The following is a 12,678-nucleotide window of genomic DNA, read 5'->3' on the forward strand; positions in this document are numbered from 1 at the left end:
AATTTCATTCATGGAACAGGACTATGGATGGTGGGTACGTGGGCTCTAATCTACTATTGTTTGTATAATGGGTGGTATAAATGCAAATCAAGTTAAGTAAACTAATCTATTTTGGGATAATGTTGTGTTTTATGCTGATAATTGCAGATCTAGGCTCAGCTGAATCTGTAGGCGTATACAACAATGAAGGCACTTGGGCTCTATGGAATACCAGTACTAATTCGGCAGATATTGTGGGGTTCGGTTGGGCAGGCACTCAACCGATAGTAGGTGACTGGGACTCCGATGGAGTAACTGAATTAGGCATATGCAATACTGCGGGTAACAATTTCTTGATTCAGAATGATGCGGGTTTTATAATTATAGGTCTTGGATGGCCGGGTGTTACGCCGGTTGTAGGTGACTGGAATGGCGATGGTGCTGACGAGGTTGGTGTATACGACAACGAAGGTACCTGGGCCCTATGGAATACCAGTACTAATTCGGCAGATATTGTGGGATTCGGCTGGGCAGGTACTGAGCCTATAGTAGGCGATTGGGATGGTGATGGAATCACTGAGTTAGGCATATACAACATCCAGGGTAATAATTTCCATCTCTTGACTGATTCAGGAGTTGATGTAATTGGATTAGGGTGGCCGGGTGTTACTCCTGTAGCAGGAGATTGGAATGGTGATGGTAAAGATGATGTGGGTGTGTACAATAATGAAGGTACCTGGGCTTTGTGGAACACCACTAGCAACTCTGCTGACATAGTAGGATTCGGCTGGGCAGGCAGTGAACCGACAGTAGGTGATTGGGACTTAGATGGATCTGCAGAGCTTGGCATATACAATAACGGAGGTAACAATTTCCTTCTCCAGAATAATTCCGGATTTGATGTCTTAGGACTTGGGTGGAATGGTGTGACTCAAGTTGTTGGAACCTGGAATGCTGATCATGCGTGGATTGGAAGTGTTGCTTATTATTCAACATTGCTGGATAATGATTTTGATGAGATATCCGTGGCTATGAATAAGGCTGATTATACTTCTTTAGCCATAGTTGGGCAAAAAATAATAGATGATACACAGAAAGCACTGGAGGATAACAGCAGATATACTGTATCTCCTATGTTTCAGGAAGCACAGTCAGAGTGGGTGTTCTGTCTAACTGACTACAATTATGTTGGACAGTACACAATCCTGATTTCAAATGACTTTAAAGCTGGTATTAATAATCCTGAAAATACTGAAAAGTGGTTCTCATATTCAGCTTCTGCTATATATCATATGAATAGAGCAGCCGAATTAATGAGTAATGTCTAAAATGGAATAGGGATATTATGCACTATATCCCAATTCCTTTGCTTTATCATAGGATACTTGTGCTTCATCGCTTTTCCCAAGTTTATCGAGGGCGATACCTTTGTTATACCATGCATATGCAAACTGAGGATCAAGCTCTAAAGCTTTATCTAATGCTTCTATAGCTTCTTCATATCGGCCCAGATTATTAAGGGCATCAGCTTTGGTGAGCCATGCATTTGCATCCTGTGGATCGATCTCTATGGTTTTATTGTATGCTTGTAATGCTTCCTCATATCGGCCCAGATAAGAATATGCAATGCCTTTGTTATACCATGCATATACATTCTGTGGATCAATTTCTGTGGATTTATCATAGGCTTCCAGTGATTCTTCAGCTCTGCCTGAGACAAAAAGGTCAACACCTTTATTATTCCATTCAGTAGAGTTAAGTGGTCCTTCAGAAGAGACCTCTTCTGCTCCCAAAGTTTCATTCTCAATGGGTTTTTCGGTACATCCGGCAAAGAATATCGCAATAATTACCAGAATCAGAACTATGGCTCTTTTAATCCACACAATGTTCATCTCCTATTAATGTTCAAAATAAGCTTTCAATTAAAAAAAACATGTTCCTTTTTCAATGGACTCGGCGGGTCTATGCTCCAAAAGTATATGGACTTAACCATAGTTATAGAATATAATGACCAAAACCGTTGATGATATCCATGGCATGGATAACGCTTTTACGAATGCGATGGAAAGGTTCAACCGTGCAAATATAGAGCCTGCTGACAGAGAGAAACTTGATGCTTTCTTTAGATCTCTGCGAAGGGAAGGCTTGGCAAAGAGTACACTTGCATGGTATGTTAATTACATCACGCGGATGTATCAGGCTCTCAAAAAACTAGGGTATAATAAATCTTTGGAAGAATTTGACCACGAAGATTTTGAAAGGTTGCTATTCTTCTTCGAGGACGATAAGAAACTATCTCCCGGTAGCATCTGGAATTATAAAAAAGCTGGTTAAAAAACTCCTGGGATGGATGCACGATGGTGAACCTCCGAAATGGGTAAGAGATCTGAAATTGATCAAGGAAGATTCTCCAGTACAGCCATCAGATCTTCTTACACAGGCGGAATTTGATCGCCTTATGGAAGCTTGCACACATCCCAGAGATAAGGCCATTATTGCTGTACTGGCTGATTCTGGTATGCGTATTGGTGCTTTGGCATCATGCAGGATAAAGCATGCAGAGTTCAATCAGTATGGAGCTATATTGTACATATCTCAAACCAGCCAGTCTAAAAAGACTACCCCTGCTAAAGGTATTCCTTTGACCTGGTCAACTGGATATCTCAATCAATGGTTGGCCGTACACCCCTTAAGAGATGATCCGGAGGCTGCTCTGTGGGTAACACGTGACCGGAACATGGAACCTTTGAGTTACAAATCTGTCAGAATAACAATCAAAAAGATAGCTGAGCGTGCCGGAATTAAGAAACCTGTAAATCCCCATAGCTTCAGACATCTTGCTATTACACATTGGATTCTGGACGGGTACAATGAGCAGGAGATTAAGCACCGGGCAGGGTGGTCTAAAGGCAGTAACCAGATGTTCAAGATATATGCTAATTTCACAGACCAGGAAATCAATGATAGGATCTTTGAGAAATGTGGATTAAAGACAGAGGATAAGAGGCATGTAACCCTTAAGAAATGTCCACGCTGTAGCAATGTGTTAAGGCCATCTGACAAGTTCTGTTCTCAATGTTCTCTTGTGCTGGATAGGCAGGCATTGGATGAGATCAAGCAGTATGAGGACAGGTTACCTGAGATCCTGCAGCTTGTAATGAGATCTGAGAAGGCCAGGGCAATGCTGAGTAATGTGGAGAAAAGTTAAAGTTCAGAGAGCCATTTTAAAAGGTTCCTATTTTCTTTAATGGACTCTTCTAAGATCCTGCGGTCATCCGAGTAAGTGAAGAGGCCCATGTTTCCTTATCATCTTTACTTTTATTCTGTGTCATGTCCATCCTTAATATATGGTTCCAAAGATTCTGTCGGCTCCAGTTCTTCTATAATTGGTTGCATGTTCAAGTATAGGACTGGATACTCCTTTTTCCTAGACTCTTCTACAAGCTTGAAACCATGTTTAGTGTAAAATCCCACAGACTGTGGTTTTGAGTCGACTGTAATATATCTACATCCTGCAATTTCCGACACCTTTTGAGTTAGGTATATTGCAATATGTAGCATGTATGATCCCACACCCATATGTTGGAACTTTTCATCCGTTGCTAACCTTGCAAGTTTTAGGGCTGGATATCTTGAATATGGAAAATCATCTACACAGTCAGAAGAATCTATTGATTTAACTTGGATTGTATTAGTAGTTAAAGTGAAATATCCCACTAAATGGTTTTGATAATAGCAGACGTATGTCTTATTGATAAGTTGCTCTTGATTTCGAAGAGCATCATTTTTCAAGAAATCGTTTAAATCACTGTTCGTGCAGTGAAAAGATGAAACATCTGTTCTTTTAGAAAGTGAAAAAGTAACAAATTCAGAATCATCTATCTTTGACGTCAAGATTACAACCTTATTGTGCTTGCAAGTTTCCTTGCTCTCTTGAACATCTCTACCTGCTGTTTTGTGGCTGGTTTCTTTTCGTTCTCCCAGAATTCCCGGGCGTCTTCACCTTCTAGGACCAGTCCCAGCTCTATTGGTTTTGCCATCGCCACTGCCTCCGTATTGTAATTATACTCTTGAAATTATACAAGTATCAATGTCTATATTGGTTCTTGCCTGTGTATAAATGTTGTCATGTTTAAAAATATCCTAAGGCCCAAGTCGAGGCCCAAGTCAAAAAAATGATTGAATTATCTAATAGGCTGAAGCCTTATATGACAGTGTTAAGCGGTTGGAGAAAAGCTAAAGTTCATAGATGGGACGGCTCAAGGTGAAGTTCTCGTGGCTGAAATGTTTGCAATAGAGTCATATTGTTAATGCTACTGCACACGATGTGATTACTATGCTACTATTCTTTTCAATAAAATATAAACTATGATTATCCATAGTAATATGATAAGTCCACCGGCTACCCAGGTAGACATTTTTGTACTGGCGATCGTCTGCTCTGCTTCTAATCTACACTCTTCCATGATTGACTCAGGAATTAACCTTAAGGCTAGCCAAATTCCCAAAGGAATAATAATAAGGTCATCGACATAACCCAATATTGGAATAAAATCAGGAATCAGATCAATTGGGCTTAGAGCATATCCTACAATTATGATTACGAATAATTTTGTGTACAGAGGTACATCAGATCTTCTACTGACAAGATATAATGCCTTTATGTCTCTTTTTAGTCTCTGTGCAGTTTTCCTCAATGAGTCTTTCATGCGACTTATTTTTCATGTGAGCATTGTACATAAATGCTATAACAAAAATTAGCGGATAATGGGGTGTGGGAGAAGTTAACCACACCATCATTCTGGATTTATTTTTTCTCCAACAATCCAATGATCTTGTCCATCTTTTTGTGAAGACTGTATACCCAAAATCCGGTGACACATACTATAACCATGGTATCAACAGTTGTTACTAGGATATTTGAATCCAACTTTAGTACTCCCTTCTTATTCTCTTAATCATATTACTCACACTCTATACAGACTTATCTCGATCTTCAAAACAGGGTTTTTACGAAAAAATAAGGACGTATGGAGAAAAGTTATCCACACAAATCATTCAAGATTTATAGTCGCTACGTTGTTACCAAATGCCTCGAAAGAGAACTGCAGTTGTAATCCCTGTGCATCACCCGGAACCAAGTAAGGCACTTCTCCTCTACATTTACCGCCTGGAACTACATTGTTACCATCCAGTGGCTTGGCAAGTGCGGTTTCTGCAGTGAAATCTTCGGTATAAGAGTATCCAGATGAATCCAATACTTTGAAGTTAATGGTAGGCGAATATGAAACTGTTTCAGATCCTATGTTCTCAATAGTCACATCCAGAATCATGTATTCATAACCAGGTTGTGCCTCTGCAACTGAAAACTCATTATTCTTTTCATCAATCTTTGAAGCAGTCTTCATACCATTCACAACGAAGTTGGTTTTACCATCTGTAACAACATCTCCCACTTTGTAAGTAGTAGGTGTGGCTGTATTAGATGATTCTGGCTGTGTTTCCGCGGCTGTTTCGGTTGTGTTTGCCTGTGTTGTCTGTTCAGTTGCAACATCTTCTGAAGGCAAATTCGTTTTTTCTGTGGTGACTGCAGTAGAAACATTGTCGTTAGGGGCAAACAATGCTGTAACCACCACAAGTAATCCGAGCACACAAAGTGCTCCAATACCTAATTTGAGGATTATGTTCATTTCTATCCCGTAAAAATAGTAGGAATGTTGGATATATACTTTTTGATTTTGTTTTGCGCAATCGTATATTATTAAACCATACGTTTACATCTACATTTTTCTGATACACTCTAAAGGAATAGATTTACTAATCCCCAGTTCATTGCATCATGTGGGTTATTGTCTTGAAGAAGAAATCAAAAGATCTCGAGAATATGTCACCAAGGGAGTTAGCAAGATACGCTGTAATCCATGCGATAGACGATCTCGAGGAATACTATAAAGATAGAAGTGAAAACAACGGATCTAAGTATATTCAAACCAAACGTTCCCTTTACGAAGCACGTATTCAGGGATTGAGTAAAGATGAATACATTGAATACCTCGAACAACTGCTAAGGGAGAATGAATACCAACGGCATAAAACATCTATCGAATATAGGCTTTGTAGAAATGCTCATTTGGGCTCTGTAGAAACCCTGTTAAAATCAATATCATTCGCCTGAAATGTCTGTTATGGAACGATATATACAGACACATTTCGTAAAAATGTCAACTTGATTAGCTCCTCTAAAATAGATTATTTCTACAGAGCCTAAAAAGCAGTAACAGCACAGAACTGTCTAAACTTCTTTTATGGACTCGGCGGGATTTGAACCCGCGGCCTCTACGTTGCGAACGTAACGATCTACCCCTGATCTACAAGCCCGAAAAAAGAAGATAAAAAAGAAGGGTCTTAGAGTGGTCTGCCCACTTCTGTGACCTGTACGCTTTCGACACCAGGAACAGCAGCAAAGGCAGCTTCTACCTGCTCTGTGCCCCCTTCGATGTCGCCTACCATTATAACCATGACAAGTGCCTTAAGACCAAAAGCAACAGGTTCGATCTTTGAACCAAATAAGCTTGCTCCCTCAGGGATTACGGCTTCAAGTTTACTTTTGAGGTCTTCCAGATCGGTTTCCACACTTTCTGGCATTATCTTCATTGTTGCTGCTACATCACCCATTATTACACCTCATGGACCTACAAAACCGCATTTTGGGCAGGTGTAAGGGTTGCTCTGCTGTCTGCAGCTCACGCATCTTCCTATATCTGAACCACATACTGGGCATGGGAACCGGGCAAAACCACGTTCCTCTAAGTTAATACCGCATGAAGTACAGTTTGTGACCTTGTTTACCATTCAAATTCTCCTTCATTAGTTATAATAGAAATAAATACTATGTTCATCAGCATAAGATGATTTGTGTACATAATCAGTATACGATTTAAATATTCCCCTTGATAAGAGTGCCTATTACAGCTTTCTCCTCAAGAGCGGCCAGCACTCTTTCAGGGTAATTTCCATTGACTATCATGCAATCTCTACCATCTTTCATCAATAGTTCCGGCAGCATTCTATCCACGCAGCTTTCACCCATCTCATTAAGTTTTACTGCATCTATGGTTGCAACAGTCTTTCCATAGACCAGTACTCCGTCCACATCAGTAGCCTTTACCAGCCTGGCACTCAACATTGATGCCACCCATGCAGCAATGCAGTCAGATGTCACATCCCAAGAATGAGGCAAGGGATCCATGCTATACAGCAGTCTATAAGGCATTAGAATAGTAATTCCCGGAACGATCTTGTCTAAATCATCCGTTGTTCTGATCCCGCTCTTGTCGGCAAGGTAATATGCATATTGTTCCATCCCCAGGATTGCCATCCAATGGGCTGCATAATCGCCGATGCCTTCTTTTCGGTGAACTTCTCTTATGCTATCTGCAAAAACACCGCCACCAGGTACTATCAGCACTGCAGGGGCAGTATAAGAAATCAAATTTAGATTATCCTTCAAATAAATGAGAAGTTGGGGAGCATTTTCCATAAGGCTCCCTCCAAGTTTAAGAACAACGTGATTTTTTACAATGCTCATATATTGTTCTCACATTATTGGCGATTCTCAGCTTTCTCTATCAGCCAGGCTGCAGCGTAGGCAGGAAAAACATCGGATATCTCTTTTCCCCACTTCTCAGCCACAGAAATGTACTCCATGCCCAGTCTCTCTGCTGCTTCGATTATCATAAATTCCCCGATACCTGCAGCAACAATTCTGCTTGTACCGTATTTTTGGGATACTGTGGTAATTGCCTCAGTCAACAGACTTATCTGTTTTTCCCTGACCTGCTTTGCAATATCCATTACATCATCTTCTGATATTTCTTCCAGGTCCGCGCACACAAGCCTTGCAAGTCTTCTCATGGCTTCAATCCTGCTTTTGCCCGCTCCATCGGCAGTAGTACAGGTGTAAGTTTCCGGCCTGATATCTTCAAGCAACAGGTAAACATCACCTGTTGTTGTAAAAAGCTCCGAGGAAACCCTGCATGTTCCCTGTTCCAGTTCAACTTTGTCCAGCAGGGTAGCAACATTGGTACGCAATGTGCCCATATACACAAGTTCGCTTGCAAGCAACCTCTTAAAGTCGGTAGTTGATGCTACATGTTTTGCATCTACTATAGGTATTATGTCAGTAGTAGTGCTTCCTACATCCACAAAGATGCAATCGCCTATTTCTTCACCGATCAATCTTGAAGAAGCTGCCCAATTTGCTGCAGCGAGATTTCGCAGTTCTTCACCATGTTCATGCACTTCTCCGTTGGTTCCGATGTAACGCACCTCACATCCAAATGCATTCTCTACTGCCTGCATTATGAACTTTAGCCCATGCATCTTATCTTCAAAGCAGTCGGCAAGTTCTCCTGTAATGACCACTGCGACCATGTCAGGATTGAGCCGCTTGGCTATGTCTTTAAGTGTCTGCGGCAAAGTGGTATCTTTCCATAGCGGCAGATAGTGAAGCTCTACGATAGCCCTATCAGAAGTAGCTATTTTTGTATTTGCTCCTCCGATGTCAATACCAAGGAATCTCATTTGAAATCCTCCTTTGTAAAGGTGCACTCTGCATTCATACTAACAGATTGCGGTAATCCTCCCAATAGGTTCTTAAGCAGCAGGTCCGCTATCTCGACATCCATTACTTTAGCTATCCCATATATCGAAGTTGTTGGCCTGGGGTTTACATCTACGATGTAAGGTGTCCCGTTATACACTATATCCACACCAGTATAGCCTCTGCATCCAAGAACTCTTGCAGCTTCCATGGCTGCCTGGAACAGTTCTTCTTTATAAGATGGTGAAAAAGATACTGTGTTACCTTTATATTCGACGTGAAGCCCGGAAGGGTCCTTTACATCCATAAATTCGATCTGCTGTTTATTAACACATAATGGCAACGTTTTTTCTCCTGCTATGAGGCTCACGCTCAGATGTTCTCCATTTATGAACTCTGTTGCAATGGATCCGGAAGGCACTTCAGTGTTTATGGTGAGGTATGTATCTTCAGAAGCACATCCGAATCTGGGTTTTACCACGCATTTTATGCTTTTCGTATCATTTAAGATGCGAGGAGCAGCTATATTGTGCCGCAGAAGCACTTCAGTACACTTTACCTTATCTGCACACAAAGCAACTGCTTCAGGCGTGGAACCCAGATTAAGTGTATTGTCTTCAATGAATGAGGTAAGTTCAGATAAGATTTCATCGGGGCCTATTACAAGCCCAGCATCACTTTTTTTTGCTTCTTCTTCAAGGATGTTTCTGAAATCTTCTTCTGTTGAGATTTTTGCATTTCCTGCAGGCAACAAAGTACCCGAAGTCAAATAAGTGACTTCATGACCAAGTCTTGCGAAACTGCTGACAAGGGTCTTGAGCATGGATTTGCCTTCAAGCAGGAAAGTGCCACCCATACCTGTACCCATTGCATATTCTGCAAGTAGTATCTTCATGAAGGATGAAAATCGTTTTATTAGATTTATTACTAACGAGCAGGAAAGAACAATAGTATAATTATTCGATAATCAATAAATACTATCATTCACATCTTGGCTATCCAAGGGACGAATATGGGAATATTATCTGAAAATCCATTTGCGCAGGCTATAGCAATATCTACCTCCATGGCACTGTTCATGATAGGCATTGCTATGGGCATCATGACAATACTCGGTACAAAAAACACTCCTCTTCCTTTTGCGGTGATGTTGCTGATCTTTGCTGTTATATTCATTGCAGCTTCTGTATTCTTTGAAAACAGGGGTGCTGATCATATGGGTTCGCTTGTAGGTGGAAGTATAGCTGCATTCGCTGTGACCTTTGCAGTAACTGCTTTTTTCACCGGCGTTTCTTATATTATTATGAATCTTGGTTTCAAGGGAGTCGGTGATATTGGGTGGGATACGATGATATCAGCCCTTGCTATCTGCATGATCTCAAGCATGCTCATTATAAAGGCTGTGCAGCATAAGATGCATGTACAGCACTTCTAAACACCTTTTTTAGGTTGTATCTTCTTGACCAAAATGTATTTATAGAACCTCAAACAATCATGAGGTTTGAAGACACACAACCGAACACAGACAAGAGGAATGTATAGATGGATGAAGGATTGGGAAATATTGATAAAATGAAACCCAAAACTGAGAATGATGTGAAGGATGATGTGTCAGTCACAAATGGCGCGCCATCTCTGGAGGAGCAGCTTTGCATGAAAGACGAAGAGATAGGACAATTAAAGGACAGGCTCTTACGTCTGACCGCAGAGTTTGATAACTTCAGGAAGCGTACCGTCAGGGAAAAGGAAGAGTTTCGTAAGTTCGCATCAGAGAACCTTCTGCTTGAACTCATAGAAGTTTATGATAACTTTGAACGTGCTATGGAATCTGCTAAAAATACAGAAGATGTTGGTTCCGTGGTAAAGGGTGTTGAGATGGTTTTCAAGCAGTTTGTTTCCATTTTGGAAAAAGAAGGTCTTCAGAAAATGGAATGTATGGGTGCAGAATTTAATCCCCATGAGCATGAGGCGATGCTGCATGTTGAGCATCCCGACCACGAAGAGAATACCATTATTGGAGTATGCAAACCTGGATTTTATTTACACTCCAAGGTTCTCAGGCCCGCCGCTGTGACTGTGTCAAGGCTTCCAGAAGCATCAGGTAAAGATTAAGGGTTGCAGGTAAAGCTGCACCGTGTTGCGTGACGACTATATAAACAAACTCATAAATATTTAATTCCAACATAATGATCTTATAATGATCTGAGAGGTAATATTATGGCAAAGATATTGGGTATTGACCTTGGAACCACAAATTCCTGTATGGCTGTTATCGAAGGTGGAGAGCCAACTGTCATCCCTAATGCAGAAGGGGGCAGAACAACACCTTCTGTCGTAGGTTTTTCCAAGAAGGGTGAGAAACTTGTTGGTCAGGTTGCCAAGAGGCAGATGATCACAAATGCAGATAATACTGTGTACTCTATCAAAAGGCACATGGGAGAGGCATCATATAAGGTAACCCTCAGCGCAAAGGACTACACTCCGCAGGAAATATCTGCCATGATCCTGCGTAAAATGAAGGAAGATGCTGAAGCATACCTTGGAGAAACTATTACACAGGCTGTCATTACAGTTCCCGCTTATTTCAATGATGCACAGAGGCAGGCTACCAAAGATGCAGGTGCTATTGCAGGTTTGGAAGTAATGAGGATTATCAATGAGCCTACTGCAGCAGCTCTTGCCTATGGTCTTGATAAAGAGGCTGAAGATCACAAGATCCTTATCTACGACCTTGGAGGTGGTACCTTTGATGTATCCATCCTAGAGCTTGGAGGAGGAGTATTCGAGGTACTTTCAACCAGTGGAGACACTCATCTTGGTGGAGATGACTTCGACCAGAGGATAGTAGATTATCTTGTTGAACAGTTCAAGAAAAACGAAGGTATCGATCTCTCAAAGGATAGGGCAGCATTGCAGCGTCTGAGGGATGCAGCTGAGAAAGCAAAGATTGAGCTTTCTGGTATACCTTCCACCAACATCAACCTTCCGTTCATCACCGCAGATGCCAACGGGCAGCCAAAGCACATTGATATCGACCTTACAAGGGCGCAGTTCGAGAAGATGACTGCTGACCTGGTAGATAAGACTCTGGTGTCTGTCAATCAGGCAATGAAAGATGCAAAGCTCACAGCAAAGGACATCGACAGGGTACTTCTTGTAGGAGGTTCTACAAGGATGCCTGCAGTCACTGAGCTTATCAAAAAGGTGACTGGTAAGGACCCGTATAAGAACATCAATCCAGATGAAGCCGTTGCAGTAGGTGCAGCAATTCAGGGTGGTGTCCTTGGAGGAGAGGTCCATGATGTATTGCTCCTGGATGTAACACCTCTTACACTTGGTATTGAAACTTTGGGTGGTGTAGCAACTCCGCTCATCGAGCGTAACACCACCATACCTGTAAGGAAGAGCCAGGTATTCTCCACGGCTGCTGACAGCCAGCCATCTGTGGAGATCCATGTCTTGCAGGGTGAAAGGGGTATAGCTTCTGCTAACAAGACACTGGGACGTTTCATCCTCGATGGGATTCCACCTGCTCCAAGAGGAATTCCACAGATAGAGGTTACATTTGACATAGATGCAAATGGTATCCTCCACGTGAGGGCAAAGGATCTGGGTACTGGTAAGGAACAGTCCATATCCATCCAGAAACCAGGCGGTCTTTCTGATGAAGAGATCGACAAGATGGTAAAGGATGCAGAACTCCATGCTGATGAGGATCACAAGCGTAAGGAGCAGGTTGAGGTAAAGAACACCGGTGAATCTCTTGTCAACGCAGCAGAGAAGACCCTCAAGGAAGCAGGTGATTCTGTAACTGCAGACCAGAAGTCAAAAGTGGAAAGTGCTATCTCTGCTCTGAAAGATGCTCTTCAGAAGGATGATGTTGAGGAAATCAAGTCCAAGACAGAAGCTCTTCAGACTGCAATCTACGATGTTTCAGCTGCTATGTACCAGAAAGCACAACAAGAAGCTGCTTCAGGATCAGGAGCTTCTGCAGGTGCATCTGCAAAATCAGATTCTGGTGATGAAGTAGTAGATGCTGACTATGAAATCGTTGATGACGGCAAGAATTAAACAGTTTCAGGTACAAAGGTACGTTC

General features: G+C 41.7%; 17 protein-coding genes and 1 tRNA gene. 7 read left to right on the forward strand and 11 right to left on the reverse strand.

The annotated features are described in order from the left end of the window. Positions 1–80 precede the first annotated feature (80 nt). Complete coding sequence (locus ACC612_RS05605) at positions 81–1,307, forward strand: FG-GAP repeat domain-containing protein (protein ID WP_371853510.1); 1,227 nt, start codon at positions 81–83, stop codon at positions 1,305–1,307. A gap of 15 nt (positions 1,308–1,322) precedes the next feature. On the opposite strand, the gene ACC612_RS05610 is transcribed toward ACC612_RS05605, so the two are convergent. Beyond that, entirely contained in the window at positions 1,323–1,862 is a 540-nt protein-coding gene (locus tag ACC612_RS05610) for a tetratricopeptide repeat protein (protein ID WP_371853511.1), read from the reverse strand. A 124-nt stretch (positions 1,863–1,986) separates the two neighbouring features. On the opposite strand from ACC612_RS05610, the gene ACC612_RS05615 reads away from it, so the two are divergent. After that, positions 1,987–2,313, forward strand: coding sequence for a phage integrase N-terminal SAM-like domain-containing protein (locus ACC612_RS05615; RefSeq protein WP_371853512.1), 327 nt, complete (start codon positions 1,987–1,989; stop codon positions 2,311–2,313). A 16-nt stretch (positions 2,314–2,329) separates the two neighbouring features. Then, entirely contained in the window at positions 2,330–3,187 is an 858-nt protein-coding gene (locus ACC612_RS05620; RefSeq protein ID WP_371853513.1) for a tyrosine-type recombinase/integrase, read from the forward strand. A gap of 110 nt (positions 3,188–3,297) precedes the next feature. Here the strand turns inward: ACC612_RS05620 and ACC612_RS05625 are convergent, their stop codons facing one another. The 4 genes from ACC612_RS05625 to ACC612_RS05640 form a co-directional block, all read right to left on the reverse strand. Continuing rightward, positions 3,298–3,873, reverse strand: a complete 576-nt coding sequence (locus tag ACC612_RS05625) for a GNAT family N-acetyltransferase (RefSeq protein WP_371853514.1) — start codon at positions 3,871–3,873, stop codon at positions 3,298–3,300. Positions 3,874–3,875: 2 nt separating this feature from the next. Next, a complete protein-coding gene (locus tag ACC612_RS05630) occupies positions 3,876–4,019 on the reverse strand; it encodes a hypothetical protein (protein WP_371853515.1) in 144 nt (47 codons plus the stop codon). Positions 4,020–4,313: 294 nt separating this feature from the next. Then, the gene (locus tag ACC612_RS05635; RefSeq protein WP_371853516.1) at positions 4,314–4,688 is read right to left on the reverse strand and encodes a YkvA family protein; all 375 of its coding nucleotides are present in this window, start codon (positions 4,686–4,688) and stop codon (positions 4,314–4,316) included. A 345-nt stretch (positions 4,689–5,033) separates the two neighbouring features. After that, positions 5,034–5,669, reverse strand: a complete 636-nt coding sequence (locus tag ACC612_RS05640) for a DUF4352 domain-containing protein (protein WP_371853517.1) — start codon at positions 5,667–5,669, stop codon at positions 5,034–5,036. A gap of 164 nt (positions 5,670–5,833) precedes the next feature. Between ACC612_RS05640 and ACC612_RS05645 the strand changes: the two genes are divergently transcribed. After that, on the forward strand, positions 5,834–6,154 hold the full coding sequence (locus tag ACC612_RS05645; protein WP_371853518.1) for a hypothetical protein: 321 nt from the start codon (positions 5,834–5,836) through the stop codon (positions 6,152–6,154). A 131-nt stretch (positions 6,155–6,285) separates the two neighbouring features. On the opposite strand, the gene ACC612_RS05650 is transcribed toward ACC612_RS05645, so the two are convergent. The 6 genes from ACC612_RS05650 to ACC612_RS05675 all read right to left on the reverse strand — a co-directional run bounded on the left by ACC612_RS05650 (position 6,286) and on the right by ACC612_RS05675 (position 9,476). Next, positions 6,286–6,357 (reverse strand) — tRNA-Ala (locus ACC612_RS05650). 27 nt (positions 6,358–6,384) lie between these two features. Then, positions 6,385–6,654, reverse strand: coding sequence for an elongation factor 1-beta (locus ACC612_RS05655; RefSeq protein WP_371853519.1), 270 nt, complete (start codon positions 6,652–6,654; stop codon positions 6,385–6,387). 9 nt (positions 6,655–6,663) lie between these two features. After that, complete coding sequence (locus ACC612_RS05660) at positions 6,664–6,831, reverse strand: HVO_2753 family zinc finger protein (RefSeq protein ID WP_371853520.1); 168 nt, start codon at positions 6,829–6,831, stop codon at positions 6,664–6,666. Positions 6,832–6,916: 85 nt separating this feature from the next. Continuing rightward, on the reverse strand, positions 6,917–7,567 hold the full coding sequence (locus ACC612_RS05665; RefSeq protein WP_371853521.1) for an amino acid kinase: 651 nt from the start codon (positions 7,565–7,567) through the stop codon (positions 6,917–6,919). A gap of 14 nt (positions 7,568–7,581) precedes the next feature. Continuing rightward, complete coding sequence (locus ACC612_RS05670; RefSeq protein ID WP_371853522.1) at positions 7,582–8,562, reverse strand: hydantoinase/oxoprolinase family protein; 981 nt, start codon at positions 8,560–8,562, stop codon at positions 7,582–7,584. Further along, positions 8,559–9,476 carry an ATP-grasp domain-containing protein gene (locus tag ACC612_RS05675; RefSeq protein ID WP_371853523.1) on the reverse strand — a complete coding sequence of 306 codons (918 nt, stop codon included), beginning with the start codon at positions 9,474–9,476 and terminating at the stop codon, positions 8,559–8,561. Before ACC612_RS05675 ends, ACC612_RS05670 begins: the two co-directional genes overlap by 4 nt. A gap of 117 nt (positions 9,477–9,593) precedes the next feature. Between ACC612_RS05675 and ACC612_RS05680 the strand changes: the two genes are divergently transcribed. The 3 genes from ACC612_RS05680 (at position 9,594) to dnaK (ending at position 12,652) form a co-directional block, all read left to right on the forward strand. After that, positions 9,594–10,016: a heat-shock protein gene (locus tag ACC612_RS05680; RefSeq protein WP_371853524.1), complete on the forward strand. Its 423-nt coding sequence runs from the start codon at positions 9,594–9,596 to the stop codon at positions 10,014–10,016. A 107-nt stretch (positions 10,017–10,123) separates the two neighbouring features. After that, positions 10,124–10,693, forward strand: a complete 570-nt coding sequence (gene grpE / locus ACC612_RS05685) for a nucleotide exchange factor GrpE (protein ID WP_371853525.1) — start codon at positions 10,124–10,126, stop codon at positions 10,691–10,693. A gap of 105 nt (positions 10,694–10,798) precedes the next feature. Beyond that, a complete protein-coding gene (gene dnaK, locus ACC612_RS05690) occupies positions 10,799–12,652 on the forward strand; it encodes a molecular chaperone DnaK (protein ID WP_371853526.1) in 1,854 nt (617 codons plus the stop codon). The last annotated feature ends 26 nt before the right edge of the window (positions 12,653–12,678 follow it).

This window comes from Methanomethylovorans sp., from assembly GCF_041447285.1.
Classification (GTDB): Archaea; Halobacteriota; Methanosarcinia; order Methanosarcinales; family Methanosarcinaceae; genus Methanomethylovorans.